We start from the raw sequence: 26,668 nt of genomic DNA on the forward strand, positions 1-26,668 counted from the left end.
TTATATTTCTAATTTCGCTATCTGCCCAAAAGGCAAACCTTTAACCAATTCCATAATGTAATCCTGTTTATCGCCTAACCCCAATTTTTCCAAAGATTTATCAGGCCTATCTACCCGAAAATAAGCCAAAAGCGTGAATTTTTCGTCTCTCAACTGTACGTAATCTGGAATTTTGGCGATGCCTTTAACTTTAACGATATACATTGTGCCCAAAAATAGCTATTTATGCTGAAAGCTGAAAGGTAAAAGATGAAACGCCATTGAAAGCAGATTCCGATAGGTTTATCTATTTTATCATACCAGCTTATTCAAAAATTCAACGGTATTTACGTTGTCGGCATAATCCCAAAGTTTAGGATGTTGGCTTTGTCCGAATCCAAAACTGGTTAAGTTAAGATTGGCTTTGGTTACAATGCATTGAATGTTTTCTGCCTGAATCTGCAATTTTTCATCTAAAAGCTCCAGATTTTCATATTCCTCGTAAAAAAGAACAGCCAGGGGTGAGGTTAAATGCTCATCTTCTTTAAGTAACAAGAAACCATTATCGAAATGTTTTGCCGCATTTACCAGATAAATAGATTTATTATAATCGTAATTGTTATTGTATTTAAAATGATTGATAATCGGCTGAAATGGTTCTATGCCTTCATAAAAATTAGCAATATCATATCCTTTTGGGAAGTATAATTTCGAAACATTTCTACAACCTAAACCGAAATAATCAAAAATGTCATGTCCTAAATTTTCAATGTCATTTTTTGTTTCTGTTCCATCTAAAACTGCAACACTATTTCTGTTTTTCCTGATGATATTTGGAACTTTGCTAAAATAATAATCAAAATATCTGGATGAATTGTTGCTTCCCGTAGCGATCACAGCATCAAAATCCTTCAGCCTTTCTACATATTCAACTTTTTCTGAAAATTCAGGTTCTATTTTAATCAGCGCTGCAATTACAGCTTTAATCAGTTGATCATCAGATGATGAAAGTTTAATGAGCGCAATATTTCCGGTAGCCAGTACACAAAGTACATCATGAAAACCAACCATTGGGATGTTTCCGGCAAGGATTAATCCAATCTTTTTTGGAGAGGAAGTAAAATGGATATCTTCGAACCAATGATTAATATCCTCATCATTTAACATCTCAGCAAAAGATAAGATGGATTTTTTTACATTATCTTCCGTAAACCAAGCATTGCTATTTTGCGCACTATAAATTGCATTTCCTAGTATATCAGTGGGGTTACTAAGCTTATTGCCTAGTTGCTTAAAGGCAGTTATTGCTTTTTCCTGAGTTAATGCTGACATATTTAGAATTATTATTAATTGATTATATCTTATATTTGCAACGCAAAGGTAAACTAAGCAAAAGAATTAGACGAAGACATGGCGATTAAAATAACAGATGAGTGTATAAATTGCGGGGCCTGCGAACCTGAATGCCCAAACAACGCAATCTACGATGCCGGAACTGCATGGCGTTTTTCTGACGGAACAAATTTAGAGGGCGTAATCGATTTTGGCAATCAACAAATAGAAGCAGATGCTACTCAGGAGGCAGTTTCTGATGAAGTGTATTATATCGTTTCAGATAAATGTACAGAATGTAAAGGCTTTCATGATGAACCTCAATGTGCGGCAGTTTGTCCGGTAGATTGTTGCGTAGATGACGAAGATATTCGTGAAACTGAAGAAGAGTTATTAGCTAAAAAAGCTTGGTTGCACCAGGAGAATTAAGATTGTTAATTTACAATTTAGCTTAATCATATAGGTCCTGATGAAAATCAGGACTTTTTTTTGCTCAAAATTATTTAGTAGTCTGATAAATGATCGATTTAAACTGGTCGCCTAATTGGCCGTGAGAAAAAGGCCATTGCTGAATATAGATTTGTGCGATGATTTTCCTTTGCGGATCGACCCAATAAGTGGAACCAAAGAAACCTCCCCAACCAAAAGAGCCTGCACTCTGCCCCAGTTTTTTGCTCCCTTTCTCTGAAATTATTTCGAAGCCCAAACCAAAATAGTTATCGCCAAAAGGGATATCACCAATTTGATTAGTTGTCATCAATTCTACGCTGTGCGCTGATAATATTCTTTTCCCGTTCAATTCACCCTTGTTTAACAGCATCGACAAAAAAGTTCCATAATCTTTTGATGTTGAAACCAATCCTGATCCACCTGCAAAATAGCCGTTGCCGTTTATTGGGTAATTAATTGTTGCGCCCGGAAAGGTGCCATCTTTCCACGGTTTAACGGTTTTTGTAGTTGGGTCTTCTGTATAAACAGTTGCGAGTCGGTTCTGCTTATTCTTAGGTAGGGCAAAATAGGTGTCGTTCATTGCCAAAGGGCTAAAAATTTTGTTTCTAAAGTATTCATCCAGAGTTAAACCCGAAGTAATTTCTACTAAGCGCCCTAAAACGTCGATACTCAAGCTGTACAACCATCTTTGGCCGGGCTGTAACGCAAGTGGTAGTTTCCCAAGTTTATTCATATCTGTTGCCAACGACTTCTTTTTTATTACAAAACCGGCTTCAATTCCGGCTTTGGCATAAATGGCATTCATTTCAGGAGCGCCGATTTGGGCATAACCTAATCCGGAAGTATGGGTAAGCAAATCTCGGATGGTTATCTCCCTGTTGGCAGGTTTGGTGGTATAAGTGAAGTCTTTTTTATTAAACTTGTCTAAAACTCTTGGATTTTTAAATGAGGGAATAAACTTAGATATTGGATCATCGAGTGCAAATTTGCCCTGATCAAACTCCATCATTACCGCAACACAAGTTACTGCTTTGGTTTGCGAAGCAATTCTAAGAATATCATTAGTTTCGAATGGGCGATTTAGCTGATTTCCAAACGCCTTGTTATAAACTGTCTTTCCCTCAACAGATATATTTGCCGTAATACCCTTTATCCATCCGTTATCTAAATATTGCTTAAATAGACTATCAATTTTGTGAAGTTGACTTTCTGCAATAACTATATTTGCATCTTTATTTTGTGCAAAGGAGACATTAAATGCAAATACAAGGCACAAAATATTATAGCAAAATAGCTTCTTCATTACAGCAAATTAAGAGTTATAATTCATATTTATTTGGAATAATGAGCACCGGGCAAGCCGATTTTCTGGCCACATGTTCAGCTACACTGCCCATTAAAAAATGGTACAAGCCGCTTCGGCCATAGGTGCCAATCACAATTAAATCAGAGCCCCACTCATCAGATTGCTGTATAATTCCATGGGCTGCTGTATCAACAATGCTTAGATAGGTAGTTTTTGTTCCGTTGCCAAATTTTGTCTCCATTTCCTTTAGCAGGATATGACTATTTTCCTCACTATTATCGTAGGTTTCCAAAAATACAGGAGCCAAAGTTAAATCAGGATTTACGTTTGCCGGCACCGGCTCAATGATATTGACGAGCGCAACCTCAGCCCCAAATTTTTCTGCCATGTCATAACCAGCTTTTGCAGCTTTTTCAGAACAGGTACTGTTATCAACAGCGATTAATATTTTTTTAAAATTCATAACGAGCAGATTTAAATGTGAACATCATAAAAATAACAAATTCGGAGGCAAAATGTTAGGCAATGAATGGAATTTGTTAGTTTTACTGAATCTTTCACGTACATATTAAATGGAAAATCAATACGGTATTTGCAGAATAGCAGTAGCACCTTTACGGGCTGAACCATCAGATCGGGCAGAAATTGTTTCGCAGTTGTTATTTGGTGAACATGTGGAAATTGTAAGTAAAGATGACCGGTGGTGGCTGGTGAAGAACGGTTACGACGGTTATGAAGGCTGGATGGATTTTCGGCAGTTGGCATCTATTTCCCAGGCACAATTTGCTGAAATGCATGATCATAAATTACTTGCCCCTTTAGATTTTAATAATGTGCTAACAGCTGAAGACGGAAGCGTTTATCATTTAAGTCCGGCAAGTAACCTGCCTTATGTGGCAGATGGATACTGTTATGCCGGTACTGAAAAATTTAAGTTGGGTTTTGAACCTTACGATAAAACGACAGCAGATTTCAAATCAGATATTGAAGCGACAGCGAAGTTTTTTCAAAATATTCCTTACCTGTGGGGAGGAAGGCATTTGTTTGGCTTAGATTGTTCAGGCTTTGTTCAAACCGTTTTTAAAATGCTCAACATTAAATTAAACAGAGATGCCTCGCAGCAAGCTGAGCAAGGAGATTTAGTAGGCTTTTTATCAGAAGTTAAACCTGGTGATGTTGCTTTTTTTGACAACGCAGAGGGTAAAATTACCCATGTAGGCATTATGTTGAGCCCCAATGAAATTATCCACTCATCGGCAAAAGTTAAAATCGACCCAATTGACGATCAGGGAATTTTTAACAGGGAGCTGGGTATTTACAGCCATAAGCTCAGAATTATTAAACGTTTTGTCGAATAACCAATTCCAATCATTTACACATTCAAAGCACTTTCTTATCAGCAGGAATCCAAATTTTCATTCTGTGCTTCACTTTTTTTATATAAAGGAATCGTTAGATAATCCTTGCCTTATTTAAACTTAAGTTTAAAATCTAGATTTATTAGATCTCAATTTCAGGGCGGAACGGTGAGATTCAAATATTAGTTGATATAAAATCGCAAATAGTAAAGCGAAGCAGGCAAATCCGCGTAAAATCTAATTCAAATAATAGATAGCGGAATGTATATCCGCCAATAAAATTATTTTTGAGCATCACCTCTATTAGTTTATGGATTACTGATGAAAAAAACATCAGTTAATAAATTAATTGCTTATGAAATTACGCTTACTTTTCCTTTCCCTATTCTTTACTTTCAGCGCCTTAGCCCAAAATAAACTGTCTAAAAGCAAACTAGCCAGTAATGTAACATTTGTTTATAAAATAACTGATAAAGAGGTTGTTAGCTTACTCAAAGATAACAAGGTTAACAATGATTTCTATCATACATTAATTAGTTCAGACTATTATCGCGATTACAAGAAAAGCGATTTACCTTACGGAAATTACCTGATGGTAAGTGCTAGCGGAGGTAATCTCAATACAAGTTTGTTAAGCGAAAACAACGTTTTATTACAGTTTATTAATAACGAGAATGATTTTCAGTTTTACGTAACAGATATTAAAGGCAATTTAATTGCCAATGCATCCGTAGAAATTGATGGCAGAAAAAGGGTAATTTACAATGTAAAAGCAAAATTGTATAGGAGCAAGCATAGTAAGGAAAATGGCAAGCCGAAAGAAGAAGGTATTATAAAAGTGGTGCATGAAGGTGTAAGTAATTTTTTTGAATACGATGTTGACGATGATAATTACTATGATGATGACAGGGAAGATTGGTCGTTCTTTAAAAAAGTAGCCTATTCTTTTCCCATCAAATATTTTTGGCAACCAATTAAAACCATTTTTAAAAAGAAAAGCAGTAACAGACCTTTGTATGCAGGTTATATGGTTTTTAGCAAGCCGATGTACAAACCAAACGACACGGTAAAATTCAAATCTTTTATCATTAATGCCAAAGGCGGAAACCTAAAAAACAAATCGGCAGAAGTAATTTTGCAGATTGATGGCGCTCGAAAGAACTTAGCTACAATTAATCCTTATAAGAATGGGGGTTACGAATATAGTTTCCTGCTTGCAGATAGTTTAAACTTAAAGCTTGATAGGAATTATGGAATTAGTTTGGAAGAAAAATCTAAAAAGCCGAAGAAAGCATTTCGCATCAGCAACAATTTCCGTTACGAAGATTATGAATTGAAATCGCTTGATTTTGTGCTTCGAACTGATCGGAATGAGCAGACAAAAGACAGTTTAATTACCGTTTATTTTAAAGCGACAGATGAAAATGAATTGGCAGTTCCTGACGGTAGGGTAGAACTTACGCTGACCACCAGTCATGTAAATTATTATGCAGATAAAAAAGTTTTCGTACCTGATACACTTTGGCAAAAGAACATTTCGTTAGAGCCTGTTGGTGAGACCAAACTTGTTCTACCAGCAGATATTTTTCCAAGAGCTAACCTTAATTTTGACGTGAGTGCCAAATTTTTGAACAGCAATAACGAAGTAAGAACGGCATCAAAATCTTTAACTTACAACGATTGGAAGAGCACAAAAAAAGCTGTTAAACCTGTCGAGATAAAGTCTGAATTTAGAAAGGATAGTTTGGCTATCACTTATTTGGTAAACAATAAAAGTGAAAGTCAGCAGGCCAAGATGACGAGTTTTATCGAAGATGATGTAGTGATCAATTCGCAAAACATTACTTTGCCTTATGTTACTAAAATTGATTACCGAGCAGAATATTACGAGATAGAAACGCCGAAAGATACTGCTACCATTGACATCACAAAACTAAAACCTGAACTGCAAATTAACGCCCTGCAAAATAAAGACAGTTTGCGTGTAGTGGTCATCAATGAGCATAAAGTGCCTTTTTGGTATACCGTTTTTGCTGATAACAAAGTTATTTTAAGAGGTTATACCAATCAACTTGATACATTGATTAAAAATGATAGCCGAAAAGCTAGTCATATACGCATTAATTATTTTTGGGATGGAGATGAAGAAACCAGCGAAGTAAGTGCATTCTATAACCCTTACCAATTAAACTTAAAACTGATTGCGCCAGATATGGTTTACCCTGGCCAAAAAGTAAATATGTTGGTGCAGGTTGCAGATCTAAACCATAAACCCGTAGCCGAAACGGATGTTACTGCACAAGCCTTCACTGCAAAATTTACAGACGTTCCGGATGTGAGGTTACCTTATTTGGGTCGAAAATATCTAGCGCACAAAACCAACAAAATTAAAATAGAGGCCGATGAAGCTTACGGTAGCGTGAGCACAAAGTTAGATCAACTCACCTGGACCAAATGGAGTAAAAGTTTAGGCTTAGATACCATAGAGTATTACAAGTTTACACACCCAAATCCGATTTATCATACCACAGAAACTACAAACGATACCACCACCCAGGTTGCCCCATTTGTGGTTCTTGATGGCGCAATTTTGCCTGCCACTATAGTCTATATCGATAATGAACCGGTTTATTTTAGCAAAGCACAGCAATTGCAACGTTATTCTTTTGTTGTAAAGCCAGGTATTCACCAATTTAAAATACGCACAGCGGATAAATTAATAACTGTTAATCATAACATCACAGCTGGCAAGAAAACCATTTTAAGCATTCTGGCAGATACTACAAATAAACTGGTAACGGTAAACAAGCCTACAACGCTTACAACAGAAGAAAGCCAGCAATTGGATCATTACATGATAAGAGTTGCCAATCATTCTGATCTTAATAAAACTACTGTTTCTGCCCTAAATTCTGATACTCGTTTATTGATAAATCCCAACAATCGTATTGAGAAAGAGCTTTTAGTTGGCCCGATACGAGAAAACCTATTGATTTTTGATAATGAAAAATGGCGTCAGAATTTTACAAAAGAAGCAGGATATACCTACACTTTTGAGCCGGGTTTAATCAAGCAAAAATCAAACAAAACAACCTATGCCTTTGATACCAAACTAAATAGAGGTGCCGATAACGGAAATACAAACTTCGCCAACGAGTACGCCTTAAAAAAGAAAGAAATTGATAAAATTTGGTTAGACTTTATGGATTTGCGCAGTCGTACTACACAGCTTTTGGATATCGATTATGTAGGCTTAAAATCTACCGGAAAATTGAGGTATGATATTGATACTGCTTTTACCAATCATATTCCATACATCAAAAACATTATTGCTTTTAAACCTAATCAGGCAAATTTTTTACGCATTTACAAGGGCGATATCAATACAGATATTTACGAAAGCGGAAAATATAGATTGATGTTTTTGTTGAAAGATAACAGCTATTTTATTACCGATAGCATAAACGTAAAAGCAAACGGCGCAAACTATTACCAATGGAGCAGTTTTAAGATTTCAGAAGCGGATGTATTTAGCCAGAAACTGGATAGTATGATTAAGTCTGTTCCGAGTTTTGGCCTTCAGCCTATTTCAGAAAAGCATCAGCAATTTTTTAACAGCCACTTATTCGATAAAAATGAGTTGAAAAACAAAGTGCAGGGAAGAATTTTATCAAGCCAAACCAAAAAGCCGTTGCAAGGGATTGTGGTAAGAGTTGTTGGCTTAGATCTGCAAACCATCAGTGATGCTAAAGGATTATTTAGCTTTAAAACACCAGAAAAGGGAGCCTTAAAGATATCTGCGAGAAGATTTTATGATAAAATATTTGATATAGCAAATGGCTCAGTTGGAGATATTCTAATAGATACAATTGACAACAATTTAAAGGAAATTGAGGTAGTAGGATATGGCGCAGTGAGAAAACAAAACATGACTGCAAGCGCAACGATGTCTGTCAGTAATGAGTTAACCAATGCATTAGTAGGTTCAGCTCCAGGATTGTTACTTGAAGAAGTTGTAATGTTAAGAGGTTCGTCAACGCTATCTGCCAACAAAAAACCCTTGATTATTTTAGATGGCGTACCTTTTGATGGCGATATCAGCAGTTTAGACAAGGATTTGGTAAAAGATGTTACCGTTTTAAAAGATGCCAGTGCTACAGCTATTTACGGTTCGCAAGCAGTTAATGGGGTAATTATCGTAAAAAGTAAAAAAGGCAATTTGGCAAGAAATCTAGCCGGAGAAGCAGTTGCACAGCAACAAACAATGCGCACAAACTTTAACGATGAAGGCTTTTGGCAACCTAAATTAACTACAGATGAAAATGGTGTGGCTAAGTTTACGGTAAAATTTCCAGATGATATTACGAAGTGGAAAACACGTGTAATGGCAATGAACGGCAATAAGCAAACCGGTTACACAGAAGGAACTATCAAATCATTTAAGTCACTAAGTGCTAATTTCGTATCACCACTTTTTGCTACTGTTGGCGATAGTATTAATGTTTTAGGTAAGTTAATGAACTACACGCCGATGGAGGAAACGGGCAATCGTAAGTTCTCGTACAACGGTAAAGAACTTCGAAACTCCACCGTGAAGTTTAAAAATTCATTAATTGATACTTTGGGAATTGTGGTAAAATCAAAAGACAGCTTAAATTTTGAATATACCTTGGCGCAAGAAAACGGCTACTTTGATGGCGAGCGTAGAAAAATCCCTGTATTTGAAGCGGGCGTGAAAGAAACCAAAGGCTATTTTTCAGCTTTGCTAAGAGATACAACAGTAAACTATGCCTTTGATAAAAACTTAGGCAAAATAACGCTCAGGGCAGAAGCTTCAGTTTTTCCGACTTTGTTGGATGAGATAAGCAAACTGCGCAATTACGAATATTTGTGTAACGAGCAATTGGCGTCTAAATTGAAATCACTATTGTTAGAGAAAAGGGTACGTAAATACTTAGATCAAAAGTTTAACCACGAAAAAGACATTACTTTCATCCTTAAAAAACTGCAACAGAACAGAAAACCACAAGGAACCTGGGGTTGGTGGCAAAATACTGAGGAGCAAATGTGGATTAGCTTGCACGTAGTTGAAGCGCTATTGCAAGCTGAAAGAGAAGGTTATGCAGTCGACTTAAACAAGCCCTTATTACAACGCTATTTAGTTACGAAACTAACTGATGAGCCCAATCATAACGATATACAAGTAATTAAACTATTGCACTTGCTGGATCGCAAAAATTACATTAAAGATTGGGTTTTGGCATTTGAAGAAAAGGAAAGAAAACGTGATGCGGGCCTTTCTGCAGAGGTTTTAGCGTTGAAACAGAGAGAAATCAAAGTATCTACCTTTAGCTTGTTAGAAATGATGGAATTGAAGCAAATGGCAGGTTTGAAAATAGATTTAAGTGTGCTAACCAAGCTTAAAAAACAAACCATGTTTGGTAGTATTTATTGGGGAGAGGAGAGCATTCGTTTTTGGGATAATAGCATTCAGAATACATTATTAGCTTATAGAATTTTAAAAAATGCAGGCGGTTATGATAATGAATTGGAGAAGATAGCACTTTACTTTTTGGAGCAACGTAAAGATGGCCAATGGCGAAATACCTATGAAGCATCATTAATTTTAGAGACTATTCTGCCCGCTTTTATTTCTACGAACGATAAAAGAGAACCCGCATCCATTAAAGTAAATGAGCAGGTAATCACTCAGTTTCCTTTCGATAGCGTAATCGCAAATCCTACTGATTTAAAGGTAGAAAAGAAAGGCAGATCAGCAGTTTACTTTACGGCTTATCAGCAATTTCAAAATGCAACACCTAAAAAGGTAGATAAAGATTTTAAGGTTACTTCTAGTATTTTGCAAAATGGAGGAATAGTAACCAAGCTAAAAGCGGGAACCCTGGCGAAATTAAAGGTGGAGGTTGAAGTAAAGGCAGATGCCGATTATGTGATGATCGAAATCCCTATCCCGGCTGGTTGCAGTTATGAGAACAAAATCCAGAATTTTTGGGGAGTTGAAACACACCGCGAATATTTTAAAAATAAAACCTCCATCTTTTGTACAAAACTAAAACAAGGTAAATACACTTTCGAAATAGATCTAATGCCAAGATATTCTGGTTCTTACGTTTTAAATCCTGCAAGAGCAGAAATGATGTATTTTCCGGTTTTTTATGGTAGAGAAGGAATGAAAAAGGTCAATATAAATTAATTAACCTATCCCTTTAATTATTTCGTCATTGCAAGGGACGAAGTTATCTTATTGTGCAGATTGCTCTGTCCTTACCATGACTGTTATGGAAAAGAAAATGTTGGGTTTTTGTCGGTTTTGGCAATACAGCCCTTTGTAACTAAACCCGATAGAGCCAAATAGCCCGGAGTGAGGTACGAACGAGGACTATAGGCGATAGCGGGACTGATGGCTTCCAGGAACTATTGAACTTTCATTTTCGAAGAAAAAAATTAGCGCTCCATCTCCCAAATCATTACTTTTCTATCATCTCCGGTAGAAATGAGATATTTTCCATCCTTATTCCAAATCATTTTATTGATGGAATGTGTATGCCCAAACTCTCCTTTTTCTAAACTTAGAATTTTGTAAAGCTTAAAGTTTTCTGCATCCCAAAGTTTGATGCTTTTATCTTGACTGCAAGTTGCGAAATAGGGCAGGGTAGGATGAAAAGCAATATCGTAAACGGTAAACATGTGCGCAGGGATGGTTTGAAGTAGTTCATAATTCGGTAAATTCCAAACTTTTAACTGTGCATCTCTGCTGCCTGTAATCAAGTATTTCCCAGTGGGATGATAGGCCAATGAGGTTACAGGTAGGGAATGGCTATCAAGATTTTGCCTGATGCTATAATCAGCCAGATTATAAATTTTTATTAAATGGTCTTTACAGCCAAAGGCGATTTCAGTTTCATCAGGGGAAATGGCAATGGCTCTAACGGTATCGTAGGCCGCCTGAAACCGATAGATTTCTGAAAAATCATTGAGCGACCAAACGGCAACAGAACCATCTTCGCCAGTAGTTAAAAGTTCGTTTTTGCTTTTTACAACTTGAATATTGAAAATGGGCTTGGTATGGGCATTAACTCTTCCAATTACCTTGTCTTCTTTAAAATCATAAACGCTAAATGCTCCACTTCGCTCGCCTACAAAAAGTTGGTAATTGTAATAGTGGAGGTAATAAACAGAACTTTGCACTGGCAATTTAACTTTCACAAAAGCCATGGTTTCAAGCGACCATTCTACAACTCCTTTATCGTTTCCGGCACTAAAAAATACTTCCTTATCTGCCGAATTAGCTAAAGCATAAATTGGGTTTTGATGGCCAGAAAGGGTTTTTAGGTGTTTGAGCATGTGATTTAGTTCGGAAAAATTATTGGGAAATTTACTTCATGACCAAATTCATCTAGTTTAATTTCATTTAATTTATTAAAGATTAATTCTGAATCAACAATCGAAATCGCTAATGATGTACGAAATATTTCTTCTTGCAATTTCTCATCGTTATAACGGATGAAAATAAGGGTTAGTTCTTCCTGATTAATGCTATTGGTTGAGATAAAGTCATACTTCAAAGTTTTGAGCGTAGTTTTCCAAAAACCGTAATCATGCTGGTATGATATATAAGAAGTGCTAATAATATAAAACTCTTCGCCAAAGGTGTTCCAAAGAAAGTACTTTCCGATTGTAAATCCGTAGGCTATTGGTAATAATAATGGCAATGGATTTGGTTTATTTTCTTGCAAAAGGAAAACGAAATAAAATAAACCAATTATTGTTCCTAGATTAAAAATAACTAAGAATATTTTTAAAAATATATTAGTAGGAATTTTTTTCCTAACATATATGTTTAAGTGGTCAAAGGTTATTTCAGTTTTCACTATGGTAACTTACTTATGTCTTTTCTCTAAGTTCTTCGCAATATCTTGAATTGATAAACCTTTTTCTTTTAATAAAAACATCAAATGAAATAGTAAATCAGATGCCTCACCGATGAATTCTTCTTCAGTTTCTGCCAATGCGGCAATTACCGTTTCTACACCCTCTTCGCCAACTTTTTGAGCGATTTTGTTTAAGCCTTTGGCTCTCATTTTATTGATGTATGAACCCTCAACAGGATTTTCGTATCTATCGGTAATAATGTTTTCTAACTCGAAAATGAAATTTTGGTTGTATTCAGTTTGGAAACAGCTGCGGCTACCGGTGTGGCAAGTTGGCCCAACAGGATTTGATTTAATTAATATTGTGTCGTTATCACAATCGATATGAATAGATTTTACGAAAACAAAATTACCACTTTCTTCGCCTTTAGTCCATAAGCGGTTTTTAGAGCGAGAAAAGAAGGTTACTTTACCTTCAGCTTTTGTCTTATCAAATGCTTCAGCATTCATGTAGCCCAGCATTAAAACCTCTAAAGTTTGCTCATCTTGTATTACTACAGGAACCAAACCATCACTTTTATTAAAATCTATATTCATTGTTTTTATTTGATTTCGTCATTGCGAGGAACGAAGCAATCCTAAAGTGATGAGGTTTTATTTGCTCGCTATAGTAGTAAGATTGCTTCGTGCTTGTAATGAAGAATGTATTTTATATCCTTACTGGAATATTATTTCTATTTAATTCTTGTTTCAAATCAGGTATCAGGATTTCACCGTAATGAAAAACCGATGCCGCTAAAGCAGCATCTACATTAGCCTTTTGAAAAACCTCGGTAAAATGTTGCATGCTACCTGCTCCACCCGAAGCAATTATCGGGATGTTAATCATTTGGTTTACCTTACTCAATAAGCCACAATCAAAACCAGCTTTAGTGCCATCATGGTCCATAGAGGTTAGCAAGATTTCTCCTGCCCCAAAATCTTCAGCTTGTTTAATCCAGGTTTCGGTTTCGAGTTCGGTTATTAATCTTCCACCGTTTAAGTGAACCCTATTTTTGCCATCAATAAATTTAGTATCGACCGCTAAAACCACAAATTGCACCCCAAATGTTTTTGCTAATTCTTCAATCAGCTTAGGATTACGAACAGCTGCCGAATTGATGCTGATTTTATCGGCGCCAGCATTTAACAAAGCCTCCGCATCGGCAATTTCTGTAATGCCACCGCCAATGGTAAATGGGATATTTAATTGTCGGGCAACGGATTTTACCATTTCAATCATGGTTTTTCTACGTTCGTGAGTAGCGGTTATATCAAGAAAAACCAACTCATCTGCTCCTTGTTGTGCATATTGTGCGGCCAATTCTACAGGATCGCCAGCATCACGTAAATCAACAAAGTTTACACCTTTTACGGTACGACCATCTTTAACATCTAGGCAGGGGATTATTCTTTTGCTCAGCATTTGTTTGGGTTTTCGTCATTGCGAGGCACGAAGCAATCTTTCTCGCAATATAGATTGCTTCGTGCCTCGCAATGACGGTTTAATTTAAATCGAACTCAAAGCTTTCAAATTCCACTCTTTAATTTGTTCAATGGTAATTCTATCTTCGTAAATCGCTTTTCCCACCACCACACTTCTAATCGGGTATTTGGCCAACTCATAAATATCATCCATTGAGCTTACGCCACCAGATGCGATTAATTTAATCATTGGCGAGTGTTCTAGCAGTTTTTGATAAAGTTCTATTGCAGCGCCACCTAATTTTCCATCTTTGCTAATATCCGTACACAAGAAACGGAAAAATCCTAAGGCCAGACATTTATCCACGTAGTCCATTAGTTTAATTGGCGAACTTTCCATCCAGCCTGAATATTTAATTACCTCATCTAAAACATCGATGGCAATAACTATACGGTTTGCGTAGTTGTCTTTTTTTGCAAATGCCTCGCTTAGCTGTTGTAAGAAATCTGGGTTGGTAATGGCTTGTGTGCCTACAATCACACGGTGAATCCCGGCGTCAAGTAAATTAGTTACCTGCTCAATTGTACGGATTCCGCCTCCGTACTGCACCTTCATCTCGGTTTTTTTAATGATTTCAAAAAGAGATTTCTGGTTACTAAAATCACCTTTGGCACCATTTAAATCAATAATGTGGATGAAATCTGTTCCATTTGAACGGTATTTTTCTATCATTTCCGCGATAGAAACGTCATATTCAGTTTTTTGGTTGTAATCGCCTTCACGCAGACGAACTACTTTTCCATCCAAAATATCAATAGCAGGAATTATGTACATTTCTCGAGTTATAATTTAAGGTTGAAAGTCTAATCTCAACCGAGGTTTAAAAAGTTTTTTAATATCTGTTCGCCAGCCTTACCTGATTTCTCGGGATGAAACTGAACGCCATAAAAATTATCTTTTTGCACTGCTGCCGAGAACTTTAGTCCATATTGAGCAGAGGCGATGTCAAAAGTAGGGTTATATTCAATAAAGTACGAATGAACGAAGTAAAATTGTGCATTATCTTCAACACCCTCAAATAGAGAATTGTTTTTGTGCTCAATAGCATTCCATCCCATGTGTGGGATTTTGATATTCAGTAACTTATCGAATTTTTTTGTCTTAACCGGTACAATATCTAGCAAAGCTGCGTCGCCTTCTTCCGAATGCGCTGTGATTAATTGCATACCTACACAAATGCCCAACACAGGTTTTTCTAGCGCTTTTATTGCGCTTACTAATCCGGTATGTTTTAATTTCTCCATCGCTGCACCTGCATGGCCTACGCCCGGGATGATAATATGGCTGTAATTCTCTAAATCAGCAGCAGTATTTACCATTCCGTATGGTATGTTTTGTCTTTCTAAAGCTGCGGTTAAGGAGAAAATATTTCCCGCTCCGTAGTTTATGATGCCAATTGTGTTCATCTTATTTTCTTCCATTTCAATTAATCATTAGAAAATGAATGTCAGTTTTTCATTGGTACTGTAGTCCTGCTATTCGTTCCAATATTTTTATTGGTCTTCGACAAGCTCAGACTGACATAAAAATATTTTCACTGTTATCAGGTTTAGGATTTAAAGTTTGTGCATCAAGACCTTCAACCTTCCACCCTTCAGCCCTCTACTTTACAACAAGCCTTTAGTGCTCGGCAAAACCATTTTCTCTGCATCACGTTTCACCGCCATTTTAATCGCTTTTGCGAAAGCTTTAAAGATAGCTTCAATTTTATGATGTTCGTTATCGCCTTCCGCTTTAATGTTCAAATTGCATTTTGCTGCATCGCTAAACGATTTAAAGAAATGATAAAACATTTCCGTAGGCATATCGCCAACTTTCTCACGTTTAAATTCTGCATCCCAAACTATCCAGTTGCGACCACCAAAATCGATGGCAACTTGTGCTAAACAATCATCCATTGGTAAACAAAAACCATAACGCTCTATCCCTAATTTATTGCCTAAACCTTTTGCAAAAGCCTCACCGAGTGCAATTCCCGTATCTTCAATGGTGTGGTGTTCATCTATATGTAAATCTCCTTTGGCAACTACTTCTAAGTCAACACTCCCATGCCTAGCAATCTGGTCGAGCATGTGGTCGAAAAAGTTTAATCCAGTTTCAATTTTAGCTTTTCCAGTACCATCAAGGTCTAAATTAATGGTAATATCAGTTTCATTGGTTTTACGCACATGGTTAATTTTTCTACTTCCAGCTTTAAGCAAGTTGTAAATGTCTTCCCATTTCTGGGTTTCCAGAATGATGATATCTAATAAGGTTTCGTGTTTATCTAACGCTTCGGTAGAGCCTAGTGCATCATTCTGACGAAGAAAAATTGCTTTTGCACCTAAGTTTTTAGCCAGCACAACATCATTTAACCTGTCGCCAATTACATACGAATTTTTTAAATCGTAATCTCCGCTAAAATATTTAGTCAGTAACGCAGTTCCAGGTTTGCGGGTAGGGGCATTGTCTTTCGCAAAAGTTCTGTCGATAATAATTTCACTGAAATTTACACCTTCGCCAGCGAAAGTATCCAGCATGAAATTGTGAATCGGCCAAAAATTTTCTTCAGGATTTGAAGCTGTTCCCAATCCGTCCTGATTCGTAACCATTACCAATTCGTAATCCATTTCTGCAGCTATTTTAGAAAGGTAATATAAGGAACGAGGATAAAATTTTAATTTCGAGAAACTATCGACTTGTTCATCATCAGGCTCAATGTTCAAAGTTCCGTCTCTATCTATAAATAATACTTTCTTCATCTTTTAAAAATTTTTCAGAATAGTTAACAGTTTATCATTTTCATCTTTTGTGCCCACTGTAATTCTTAAACAGCCTTCGCACAAGATAACTTTCGAACGGTCGCGAACAATGATTCCTTCATCAACTAAAGTATCATAAATTTTAGTCGCATCCGTTACTTCGGTTAAGATAAAATTTGCATCCGAGGGATAAACTTTTGTTACGATATTCAGGTTGTTTAATTCGCTAAAAAGTCGCTGTCTTTCGGCAACAGATTCTCTAATCCAATCGTTCACTTGAGCAATGTTTTTTAGTGCTTCGAAAGCTAAATCCTGAGTGGCTTGATTGATGTTGTAAGGTGGCTTAATTTTGTTCAAAACATCAATCACTTTTCGAGAAGAAAATGCCATGCCTAAACGCAATGCCGCAAGTCCCCAAGCCTTAGAAAATGTTTGCAAAACTACCAGGTTTGCGTACTCCGTTAACTCTTGAATAAATGTCTTTTGTCGGGCGTAATTGATGTAAGCTTCATCCACTACAACAATGCCTTTAAAGTTGGTCAAAATGGTTTCAATATCTTCACGATTTATTGAGTTTCCTGTTGGATTATTTGGCGAACAAATGAAGATTAATTTCGTGTTTTTATCAATCGTTTCTGCAATCTTTTCCATGTCTAACTGGAAGTTTGGCAGCAAGCTTACTTTACGAATTTCTACATCATTAATATTGGCAGAAACTTCATACATTCCATAAGTTGGAGGGAGTACAATTACATTATCCTTTCCAGGATTACAAAATGCCCGAAATAATAAATCAATTGCCTCATCGCTACCATTGCCTAAAAAGGTGTTTTCAATAGGCACACCTTTAATTTTGCTAATCGCATCCTTTAAATCTAACTGCAATGGGTCTGGGTAGCGGTTATAATTTGCAGGTAGGGGAGAGCCGTAGCTATTTTCGTTCGCATCTAAAAATACTGATGCCTGACCTTTAAATTCATCTCTGGCGGTAGAGTATGGTTTAAGGTTTTTTATATTTTCTCTAACTAAATCGTTAATGTCCATTTTATAAGTTTTGTGATGAAGGAACAAGGAGCAAAGATGAAAGACTTGCACCTAGCCATATCTAATGTTCAGCTAATTTATCTTTGTTCTTTAATCATTGTTCCTTAATCTAATTGAAATTGCATTCTTGTGTGCCTCCAATCCTTCGGCTGATGCAAGCGTTTCAACGGTAGTACCAATGTTATTTAATCCTTTCGATGAAAGATGCTGAAAGGTTATCTTCTTAAGAAAAGCATCAGTTGAAACACCTGAATAGGCTTTAGCAAAGCCACTTGTAGGTAAAGTATGGTTCGTTCCTGAAGCATAATCTCCTGCGCTTTCTGGAGTAAGGTTTCCTAAGAATACTGAACCTGCATTGATTATCAGCGGGATAATATTTTCGAACTTGTCTGTCGCCAGAATCAAGTGTTCTGGTGCGTATTCATTAGAAAAACTCATCGCTATCCCGGTATTTTCAGCCAATATAGCATAAGAATTTTCGATTGCCTTTGCTGCAATTTCTTTTCTTGGAAGTATAGGAAGCTGATTTTCAATTTCTAATATAGTCTTTTCTATCATTTCTTTTGATGTAGCTACTAAAACTGACTGGCTATCAGTTCCATGTTCTGCTTGTGCAAGTAAATCGGCAGCTACAAATGATGGGTTTGCAGTATCATCAGCGATCACTAAAACCTCTGATGGACCTGCCGGCATATCTATGGCTACCTTGTTTTGAACTATTGTCTTGGCGCAAGTAACATAACGATTGCCCGGGCCGAATATCTTATAAACCTGTGGTACGGTTTCCGTTCCGAAAGCCATTGCTGCAATCGCTTGTGCACCTCCAGTTAGGTAGATTCTTTCTATACCTAAAAGCACAGCGCAGTAAGCCAAATAACAATTTGTTTTACCATCATTTTGTGGGGGAGAACAAACTACAATTTCTCTACAACCGGCAATAATTGCAGGTGTAGCTAACATTAGAAAAGTGCTGGGTAAAACTGCGGTACCACCAGGAATATAAAGACCAACCTTTTCGATTGCCCTCGATTCTCGCCAGCAAACCACGCCTGGCATGGTCTCTATCTTTTCTTCAGCTTTTAACTGAGATTGATGAAATGTTTTGATGTTCTGATAGGCAATTTCGATTGCTTTTTTTGCATCAGTAGGAATACTTGATGCAATCTGTTTTAATTCATCAGCATCCAGATAGAGTTTTTCTAACGCTACTTTATCAAACGCTTTTGCAAAATTAAACAGTGCTTTATCTCCATCATTTTTTACCGTTTTGATGATGTCTGCAACACGTTCTTCAACTAGTTTATCGTCTTCAATTTGTCGCGAACAGAGTTCTTGAATTTTTGATTGAGATAAATCTGTATAATTATAGACTTTCAATGTGTTATAGTTTTAAATTAACTAATAGTTAATGTCTTTTTTCGGCTTTTTAGCTCTTTTTAGGTGATTATTTTCTCAATTGGCATCACTAGAATCCCTTCTGCACCTGCAGTTTTTAAGCTGTTAATTTTATCCCAAAAATCTTCCTCAGCAATTACAGAATGAACGGCTACCCAGTTCGGTTCAAACAACGGAACTACTGTCGGACTTTTAACACCCGGTAGCAAATCAACAACTTTTTGTAGGTTATCTTTCGAAACATTTAGCACCACATACTTGTTCGATTTTGCGCTTAAAACTGAGCGGATTCTTTGCAGCAATTCTGCAACTTCCGGATTGTCAATTATCGATTGATTTCCGATTAAAACTGCTTCAGAATTCATTACGTCGGCAAACGGTTTTAGTCCGTTACTTTTCAAGGTTCCGCCTGTAGAAACGATATCAAAAATCGCATCACTTAAGCCTAAACCTGGTCCGATTTCTACCGAACCGGATATGGTTCTGATGTCTGATTTTATTCCTTTTTCTGTTAAAAATTTTTCGAGAATTACAGGGTATGAAGTGGCAATTGCTTTACCGTTTAGGTCTTCTAATTTTTGGATTTCGCTCCCGGTTTGAACGGCGATTTTTAGGGTGCATTTTCCAAAGCCCAAACGTTGTAAATATTCAACGTTTGCTTTGGTTTCGGTGATTACATTTTCGCCAACAATTCCTAAATCGGCAATACCATCCTGAACGTATTCCGGGATATCATCATCGCGAAGAAAAAGAATTTCTAATGGGAAATTTGCAACAGTAGCAATCAAAGAACTCTTGTAGTTTTCGAAAGAGAGACCACAGTTTTTTAATATTTCTACAGATTTTTCGTTTAACCTACCCGATTTCTGGATAGCAATTTTAAGTGTTTTCAAAGTATTGAATATAGAGTGTGCAAGAAATTATTCTACGGAAAAAAAGTTTTGAAGTACAAAACAAACATATCATATCGCCTAACGGCGATGATGCAAATGTAAGTGATGGTTCAAAGTTAATTTCATATATTTATTTCTGCCAATATCAATGCTTTAGCTGATTAGCGCTGGCAAATATAGTGTTTGAAATGGGAAATCAAAAAATAATGGCACTTAATTTGTCTTAATTGATTTTTTAAAATTGCTATATCTCTATTTCACAATAAATACTTACGTGTTGAAAAACTTTCGCTTTCTAATAATACTGGTTATTTTACTTGTTTCGGCCTGTGGGTGGTTTAAACAACCACCTGAAATTGGGAAAGTACTTGCAGAACATTTTAATAATAAGATTTATAAAGATTTTGATACGATTGCTTACGACAGCGTTTTCGTGAAAACTTTGGATAGTTTGTCAGAATCTTTTACTAATCCGAAAACAATTAATGCTTTTTACGCCGCAAATAAGAATGAGCCAAAAATGGTTACAAAATTCTACATCAGTGGGGAATTAGATTCCCTTGTGGAATTTCTTAATACGAGTGGTGCTCATGGTTTTAATCCTAAAATTTTTAAAATTGAAGAAATTAAAACGTTATTGGCTGAGCTGTCTGCCAATAAGATCAAAAAGGTAGAACAGAGTTATCCTCTTATTGCAAAGCTGGAGTTACTGTCAGCAAATGCCTACCTCAACTATAACAATTTTTTAAAATACGGAGTAGTAAATCCCAGAAACATATTTTCCAGGTATTACATTAAGGTAAAGCGGCCGGATAGTGCGGGTATGATCAAGCTTTTGGGATCTGAAAGCCTTGTGGAAGAACTGAGGAATGTTCAGCCAAAATCAGCCCAATATAAAGCTTTACAAGCCGCATATTTATCAGCCAGCAGTGCCGATGAAAAGCGTATTTTGCTGCTAAATATGGAGCGTTTCCGCTGGGCGATGCCTGAAACCGGAAGCAACTTTGTGCAGGTAAATATCCCCGATTTTAAACTTACATGGTTCGATGAACAAGATACTGTGATTTCGATGAAGGTTTGCGTAGGGGGCAAGCGTGAAAATGGTTACGAAGAAAAATTAAAAGCTTTTGCAAAATCAGGTAATCTGGATGATAAGCCGAAGAACCATGAAACCCCGATGTTATTCAGCAAAATTAACTCTATACAAGCAAATCCAGTTTGGAATATTCCGGTTAGTATTGCCCAAAGTGAAATTTACTGGATGGCGAGAAAGGATCGGTATTATCTATCCAACAGTAACATTAATGTTTATTACAAAGACAAATTAATCGGAGAGCCTGATACCATAAACTGGAGTAGATATTCGAGAGATAAGCTGCCATTTAAATTTAAACAAGGTTCCGGCGGCGGGAATGCACTGGGTAAGTTTAAATTTATTTTTGATAACAGCTCAAGCATCTACTTGCATGATACCAATAATAAAAATGGTTTCAACTTAGCCAACAGGGCAATTAGTCACGGTTGTGTGCGAGTTGAAAAACCGCTTGAATTTGCAGAGAAACTGGTTGGCGATAGCTATACCTACGATAAATTAAGAGCTGAAGTTGATTTGCCACCTGTTGACAGCACCCATAATAAATGGTACAAAAAACGTATGGCGGCAAAAGCAGATACAACGAAATCATTTCAACTAAAACCAGCTTGGTTTGGTCCAAAAAAAGCAGTTCCGCTTATTATTACTTATTTCACTGCATGGGCTCAAAATGGTAAAATTGAATATCGCCCTGATGTTTATCAAATGGATGAGAAACTATGGACAGCCATGAAAAAATTTAGATAACTATTATTACTGCTGGTTAGAATTGGTTTCCCTACTATATTCTAACCTTTTATTAATGTATACATCCCGAATTGATTTGTGTTTTTTTTTTTAGTGGATTTATATTTTGAAAACTTTTATTGCCTTCTTTTTTCCTGCACTTTTAATTTATTTTGTTATCGCTCATAAGCCTAAACCTTCAACTGGTGAACTATTGGCTGAAAGCTTGCATGATGAGAAGTATTTATCATTTGATTCCATTGCATTTGATTCAGTGTTCTCAGCGGAATTAAAAAACTTGTCTGCCAAATACGTAAATATTCATAAACTTAAAGCGTATTATGTCTCCACCGGTAACCAGCCAATCCTGATCAATAAGTACTTATCAAACATTGGTATTGATACCCTGTTGAGCTATCTTAAAACAAGCGGTGATCATGGCTTTAACCCAAATATATTTCATACTTCCGAAATTGAACAACTCATTAACAAGCTAAGAGAGAATGACTTCAGTTCAGTTAAAGACAGTTATCCTACAATTTCAAGATTAGAAATCTTATCGGCCGATGCTTTGGTTCGATATACCAGTTATTTAAAATATGGGGTAATTAATCCGAAAGAAATCTTTAGCAGGTATTTCATCGACGTGAAGCGGGCAGATAGCTTTTTCATACCAAATCTCCTAAATGCTGTCAATATTGTTGATACACTTTCAAGCTTGCAAGGTAAGTCTGCTCAATACAAGGCTTTACAAGAAAAATATCTCAATTCTAAGAATGATTCGATAAAAAAGGTATTGCTAATCAATATGGAACGCTTAAGGTGGGTGCTGCCCGATGTTGGCAAGCAGTTTATACAAGTTAATATTCCTGATTTTAGATTGGTCTTTTTTGACGGTAAAGATACCTTAACCGCTATGAAAGTTTGTGTAGGAGGTCCCAAAGATTTAGATTACGATGCGCAATATAAGGTGTTTGAAAAAACGGGTGATATAAAAGATAGACCTGAAAATAGAGAAACCCCAATGTTATTTAGCAACATTAAAAAATTATATACAAATCCAGTTTGGAATATTCCTGAAAGTATTGCCCAAACGGAAGTATATACCATGATCGGAAGAAGTTCGAATTATTTAAAGCGAAAAAATATAGCCGTTTATTACAAAAATAAAAAGATCGAAAACCCTTCTACCATTAGGTGGTATAAATACGATAGGAGTAACTTCCCTTTTTTGTTTGTACAGCAGCCAAGCAGTGACAATTCTTTAGGTCGGCTTAAATTTATTTTTCCAAACAGCAGTAGCGTTTATCTGCATGATACTAACTTTAAACAAGGATTTAAATTGAAAAACAGGGCGATAAGCCATGGTTGTATCAGGGTGGAAAATCCATTGAAACTTGCAGAACTTTTAGTTGTAGATACGGCAAAATATGATTCGATAAGAAAGGAATTGAGGCTAAAACCTATACGTAATTACGCAGGCCAACCGGTTTCCAGATTTAAAGCGGGACAGATACCTCAAAAAGATTTAGCTCCGGTAAGGTTTAGCCCTAAAGCTGAAACACCCATTCTCGTCACTTATTTCACTGCGTGGTCGGAAAATAATAAAATCGAATACCGCCCTGACATTTATAAATTGGATGAAAAGCTTTGGGCGGCAATGAAAAAATATAGATTATAACTCAAATGTTATAAAAAAAAGGCAGGATTTTAACAGCCGAATTTGGATTTGAAATCCAAAATAATATATTTGTTATCAAACATTTAAACTATAGAAATCAAATTACAGGACAAAAAAATTAACGCTCAACCTACGTCGCTGTAACTAATCCTATCCCTATTATTTAGAAAATTCGTAGCTGCTTTATTAATTTAAAAAAGCTCTTTTTTCGCATCTCGTTGCATTTTTCAATGCGACATTGATGTCGTACATCTCATTTTTTTTATACACAAAAATTTAAATTAGCAATGGCAATCAATTTACAAAAAGGACAAAAAATTAATATTGGATTATCAAAAATCACAGTCGGCTTAGGTTGGGATCCGAACGAGGGCACCGGCTATGATTTTGACCTGGATGCATCAGCTTTTATGATTGATGCCAATCGCCTGATTCCAGCAGAAGAATACTTTGTTTTTTACGGAAATACAGATTCTCCTGATCAGGCTTTACACCATACCGGCGATGACCCGACCGGGGGAAACAGTGCTACAGGCGATGATGAAAGCATCCAGGTTGATTTATCAAAAGTTGACGATAGTATTCAGGAAATTCTTTTTGTGGTTACCATCCACGATGCGGTTACCCGTAAGCAAAATTATGGACAAGTCAGAAATTCATATATCCGAATTGTTGACGATAGCACTGGAGAAGAAGTAGCCAAATATGAGTTAGGGGAGGATTTTTCTATTGAAACAGGTGTTGAATTTGGCCGCTTATATAAACGTGACGGGCAATGGAAATTCGAAGCTTCAGGCATTGGTTATCGTGAAGATTTGTCTTTCTTCCTATCTAAATATTTCAAAGGTCAAATCATAAAATAAAATTCAACGCTCTGTATGGCTATAAATTTAGTTAAAGGTCAAACTATTGATCTTCATAAAAATGATAAGGGCGAAGCTTTTGACCTATCAAAAGTAACCATGGGTTTAGGCTGGGATGTAAGGCAGAAAAATACCGGCTTCTTAGGCAAACTTTTTGGTCCTAAAGAAGAGGAATTTGATTTAGATGCCATTGCTTTCCTTTTAGATGGTAACGATAAAGTTTTAAATCTAGGTAGAACCATCAATCAAAACGGCCGGCAGGTCGGGCTTTTTGAGGGTGATGTGATTTTCTTCAATTCGATGAGACATCCTTCTGGTAACATTTGGCTTACGGGTGATAATAGAACCGGTGCCGGTGACGGAGATGATGAACAGATTATCGTAAAACTCGACTCACTGGACAGCATCTATCAAAAAATAATTTTTGTAGTGTCTATCTATCAGGGAAGACAAAATAATCAGCATTTCAGTATGGTTGAAAATGCCTTCATTCGAGCGGTTGATGCAAAAGGAAAGGAAATTACCCGATACACACTTTCTGGCGATGCAAGCCTAAACGGTATGTGCACAATGGTATTTGCCGAGGCCTACCGAAAAGATGGCGGTTGGAAATTCCGGGCCATTGGCGAGCCGCATCAAACAGATAGTTTTTTAGAGATTTTGAAAAAATACGTCAGTTAAATTATTCAAACCCCTACAAGCTTTCAAATATAAATACATTCAAATAACCAAATATGGCAATTAACCTGCAAAAAGGACAACGAGAGGCGATTAGTGCGCCACAATTTACAGTAGGACTAGGTTGGGATACCAATAGTTCATCAACCGGAAGTAGTTTCGATTTAGATACTTCAATATTTGTTTTAGGCGAAAATAAGCGACTGCTTTCTGATGCGCATTTTGTGTTCTACAACAACTTAAAAACACCTGATGGTGCGGTAGAACACACCGGCGATAATTTAACAGGCGATGGCGATGGAGATGACGAACAAATCAAGGTCGATCTGTCTAAAATTGGGGGAGATGCGTCTGAGATCTGTATTGTAGTAACTATACACGATGCCGAAAACAGGAGACAGAACTTCGGACAAATCAGAAACTCTTACATCAGAATATTTGATGGAACAAAAACTGAAATTCTAAAATATGAGCTGGAAGAAGATTTCTCGATAGAAACAGCGGTAGAATTTGGAAGAATTTACAAACGAAATAACGAATGGAAATTTGAAGCAGTTGGTGCAGGAATGAAGGACGGACTTGAATTTTTCCTGAATAAGTATAACTAAAATTAGACAAACAAATGGCTATTAATTTAACAAAAGGACAAAAGATTGATCTGCGTAAGGAAACTGGAGCGAAATTGACCAGTTTCTGTGTCGGCGTTAACTGGGGCGCAATTGAAACTAAAGGTTTTTTAGGTTTATCAACCAATAAACAAAGTGTTGATTTGGATTTGAGCTGTATCCTAATCGATGAAAACAATAATTTATGCGATCATATTTATTCACCACTGTATAATATCGATTTCTTACAGCAATTTGGTTTGCCAAAAGGAAAGCTTGTTTCTTTAGATGGTGCGTTAAGGCACACTGGCGATGATTTACAAGGCGATTCCGGAGGTGACGATGGCTTAGATAATGAGATTCTAACAGTTGATTTATCGAAAATAGATCCGAAGATTTCGAAAATTTTCTTCTTCCTAAATAACGTTGGTCAAGAGGATTTTTCGCAAATCCCATACTCAAAAATCAGAATGTATGAAGGTACACCTACTCAGGTAAAAGAGGTGTTCGCTTCCTACAACGTATCGGCAGAGTCAAGTTATTCAGGTAAAAAAGCATTGATTTTGGGCAAGCTTTATAAACGTAACGACGAATGGAAGTTCGATGCCATCGGCGATCCGACACCAGATACTTTTTTGGGCCAAACCATTCACTTAATTATTAAATCTTACTTGTAATGAATATTAAAAACATCGAAGGATTATCAGGCGATCAAATCAGAAGTTTGGTGGCGCAAGGCGGAAAATTTGTGATGTACAAATACTGCATTTCTGTTGTGGTGATGACATTTAACAACGCATCAGATTTCCATTTTATCCATCCGGGAAAAAGTAGAATTACCCCGGGTTTAGGCCATTTATTTACCAATTTATTTTTAGGTTGGTGGGGAATTCCCTGGGGCCCTGTATATACGATCGGAAACATTGCTACCATATTAAAAGGGGGTAAAGATTACACCGCTGAAATCCTATCGCACATTAACCAGAATGATCCGACTTATGGAACAGGTACCGGTTATAATATCCCCGGACAAAATAACGGAGGCAGCACTTATAATATTCCAAATAACAATGAAACTGCTAACACCTACAATATCCCTCAATAAAT

Annotated in this window: 24 protein-coding genes; 10 read left to right on the forward strand and 14 right to left on the reverse strand. The window is 36.6% G+C overall.

The window, feature by feature from the left end; genetic code table 11:
* Positions 1 to 204 carry a hypothetical protein gene (locus EA772_RS12370; RefSeq protein WP_010601644.1) on the reverse strand — a complete coding sequence of 68 codons (204 nt, stop codon included), beginning with the start codon at positions 202 to 204 and terminating at the stop codon, positions 1 to 3.
* A 90-nt stretch (positions 205 to 294) separates the two neighbouring features.
* Complete coding sequence (locus tag EA772_RS12375; RefSeq protein WP_124913510.1) at positions 295 to 1,311, reverse strand: acyl-CoA reductase; 1,017 nt, start codon at positions 1,309 to 1,311, stop codon at positions 295 to 297.
* Positions 1,312 to 1,389: 78 nt separating this feature from the next.
* Here EA772_RS12375 and EA772_RS12380 point away from each other — a divergent pair, with 78 nt between their 5' ends.
* Positions 1,390 to 1,740 (forward strand): 4Fe-4S dicluster domain-containing protein, encoded by a 351-nt coding sequence (locus EA772_RS12380; RefSeq protein ID WP_010601642.1) that lies wholly within the window; start codon positions 1,390 to 1,392, stop codon positions 1,738 to 1,740.
* 70 nt (positions 1,741 to 1,810) lie between these two features.
* Here the strand turns inward: EA772_RS12380 and EA772_RS12385 are convergent, their stop codons facing one another.
* Together EA772_RS12385 and EA772_RS12390 are read right to left on the reverse strand one after the other, a co-directional pair.
* A complete protein-coding gene (locus EA772_RS12385; RefSeq protein ID WP_124913511.1) occupies positions 1,811 to 3,064 on the reverse strand; it encodes a serine hydrolase in 1,254 nt (417 codons plus the stop codon).
* Positions 3,065 to 3,080: 16 nt separating this feature from the next.
* Complete coding sequence (locus tag EA772_RS12390) at positions 3,081 to 3,530, reverse strand: universal stress protein (protein ID WP_010601640.1); 450 nt, start codon at positions 3,528 to 3,530, stop codon at positions 3,081 to 3,083.
* A 109-nt stretch (positions 3,531 to 3,639) separates the two neighbouring features.
* Here EA772_RS12390 and EA772_RS12395 point away from each other — a divergent pair, with 109 nt between their 5' ends.
* Both EA772_RS12395 and EA772_RS12400 read left to right on the forward strand, forming a co-directional pair.
* Positions 3,640 to 4,425: a C40 family peptidase gene (locus EA772_RS12395; RefSeq protein ID WP_124913512.1), complete on the forward strand. Its 786-nt coding sequence runs from the start codon at positions 3,640 to 3,642 to the stop codon at positions 4,423 to 4,425.
* Positions 4,426 to 4,780: 355 nt separating this feature from the next.
* A complete protein-coding gene (locus EA772_RS12400; protein ID WP_124913513.1) occupies positions 4,781 to 10,639 on the forward strand; it encodes an alpha-2-macroglobulin family protein in 5,859 nt (1,952 codons plus the stop codon).
* Between the two features lie 251 nt (positions 10,640 to 10,890).
* On the opposite strand, the gene EA772_RS12405 is transcribed toward EA772_RS12400, so the two are convergent.
* The 10 genes from EA772_RS12405 to hisG form a co-directional block, all read right to left on the reverse strand.
* Entirely contained in the window at positions 10,891 to 11,790 is a 900-nt protein-coding gene (locus EA772_RS12405; RefSeq protein WP_124913514.1) for a WD40 repeat domain-containing protein, read from the reverse strand.
* Positions 11,791 to 11,795: 5 nt separating this feature from the next.
* The gene (locus EA772_RS12410) at positions 11,796 to 12,317 is read right to left on the reverse strand and encodes a hypothetical protein (protein WP_124913515.1); all 522 of its coding nucleotides are present in this window, start codon (positions 12,315 to 12,317) and stop codon (positions 11,796 to 11,798) included.
* A gap of 9 nt (positions 12,318 to 12,326) precedes the next feature.
* Positions 12,327 to 12,914: a bifunctional phosphoribosyl-AMP cyclohydrolase/phosphoribosyl-ATP diphosphatase HisIE gene (hisIE, locus tag EA772_RS12415; protein WP_124913516.1), complete on the reverse strand. Its 588-nt coding sequence runs from the start codon at positions 12,912 to 12,914 to the stop codon at positions 12,327 to 12,329.
* Positions 12,915 to 13,026: 112 nt separating this feature from the next.
* The gene (hisF, locus tag EA772_RS12420) at positions 13,027 to 13,782 is read right to left on the reverse strand and encodes an imidazole glycerol phosphate synthase subunit HisF (protein ID WP_124913517.1); all 756 of its coding nucleotides are present in this window, start codon (positions 13,780 to 13,782) and stop codon (positions 13,027 to 13,029) included.
* 84 nt (positions 13,783 to 13,866) lie between these two features.
* On the reverse strand, positions 13,867 to 14,616 hold the full coding sequence (gene hisA, locus EA772_RS12425) for a 1-(5-phosphoribosyl)-5-[(5-phosphoribosylamino)methylideneamino]imidazole-4-carboxamide isomerase (protein ID WP_116169900.1): 750 nt from the start codon (positions 14,614 to 14,616) through the stop codon (positions 13,867 to 13,869).
* Between the two features lie 35 nt (positions 14,617 to 14,651).
* A complete protein-coding gene (gene hisH, locus EA772_RS12430; RefSeq protein ID WP_124913518.1) occupies positions 14,652 to 15,263 on the reverse strand; it encodes an imidazole glycerol phosphate synthase subunit HisH in 612 nt (203 codons plus the stop codon).
* A 186-nt stretch (positions 15,264 to 15,449) separates the two neighbouring features.
* On the reverse strand, positions 15,450 to 16,583 hold the full coding sequence (gene hisB, locus EA772_RS12435) for a bifunctional histidinol-phosphatase/imidazoleglycerol-phosphate dehydratase HisB (RefSeq protein ID WP_124913519.1): 1,134 nt from the start codon (positions 16,581 to 16,583) through the stop codon (positions 15,450 to 15,452).
* Between the two features lie 3 nt (positions 16,584 to 16,586).
* Positions 16,587 to 17,627 carry a histidinol-phosphate transaminase gene (gene hisC, locus EA772_RS12440; protein WP_124913520.1) on the reverse strand — a complete coding sequence of 347 codons (1,041 nt, stop codon included), beginning with the start codon at positions 17,625 to 17,627 and terminating at the stop codon, positions 16,587 to 16,589.
* 90 nt (positions 17,628 to 17,717) lie between these two features.
* A complete protein-coding gene (hisD, locus tag EA772_RS12445; protein WP_124913521.1) occupies positions 17,718 to 19,004 on the reverse strand; it encodes a histidinol dehydrogenase in 1,287 nt (428 codons plus the stop codon).
* Between the two features lie 59 nt (positions 19,005 to 19,063).
* Positions 19,064 to 19,915: an ATP phosphoribosyltransferase gene (gene hisG, locus EA772_RS12450; protein WP_124913522.1), complete on the reverse strand. Its 852-nt coding sequence runs from the start codon at positions 19,913 to 19,915 to the stop codon at positions 19,064 to 19,066.
* Between the two features lie 274 nt (positions 19,916 to 20,189).
* Here hisG and EA772_RS12455 point away from each other — a divergent pair, with 274 nt between their 5' ends.
* From EA772_RS12455 to EA772_RS12485, 7 genes are all read left to right on the forward strand, one after another.
* Entirely contained in the window at positions 20,190 to 21,755 is a 1,566-nt protein-coding gene (locus EA772_RS12455; protein ID WP_246833922.1) for a L,D-transpeptidase family protein, read from the forward strand.
* 106 nt (positions 21,756 to 21,861) lie between these two features.
* Positions 21,862 to 23,415, forward strand: a complete 1,554-nt coding sequence (locus EA772_RS12460; RefSeq protein WP_124913524.1) for a L,D-transpeptidase family protein — start codon at positions 21,862 to 21,864, stop codon at positions 23,413 to 23,415.
* Positions 23,416 to 23,702: 287 nt separating this feature from the next.
* Positions 23,703 to 24,278, forward strand: a complete 576-nt coding sequence (locus tag EA772_RS12465) for a TerD family protein (RefSeq protein ID WP_010601237.1) — start codon at positions 23,703 to 23,705, stop codon at positions 24,276 to 24,278.
* A gap of 15 nt (positions 24,279 to 24,293) precedes the next feature.
* Positions 24,294 to 24,959, forward strand: coding sequence for a TerD family protein (locus tag EA772_RS12470; protein WP_124913525.1), 666 nt, complete (start codon positions 24,294 to 24,296; stop codon positions 24,957 to 24,959).
* Between the two features lie 53 nt (positions 24,960 to 25,012).
* Entirely contained in the window at positions 25,013 to 25,564 is a 552-nt protein-coding gene (locus tag EA772_RS12475; protein ID WP_124913526.1) for a TerD family protein, read from the forward strand.
* 14 nt (positions 25,565 to 25,578) lie between these two features.
* On the forward strand, positions 25,579 to 26,238 hold the full coding sequence (locus EA772_RS12480; protein ID WP_124913527.1) for a TerD family protein: 660 nt from the start codon (positions 25,579 to 25,581) through the stop codon (positions 26,236 to 26,238).
* Entirely contained in the window at positions 26,238 to 26,666 is a 429-nt protein-coding gene (locus EA772_RS12485) for a hypothetical protein (RefSeq protein ID WP_124913528.1), read from the forward strand. The genes EA772_RS12480 and EA772_RS12485 overlap by 1 nt, the downstream gene beginning before the upstream one ends.
* The last annotated feature ends 2 nt before the right edge of the window (positions 26,667 to 26,668 follow it).

Source organism: Pedobacter sp. G11 (genome assembly GCF_003860265.1).
GTDB lineage: Bacteria > Bacteroidota > Bacteroidia > Sphingobacteriales > Sphingobacteriaceae > Pedobacter > Pedobacter agri.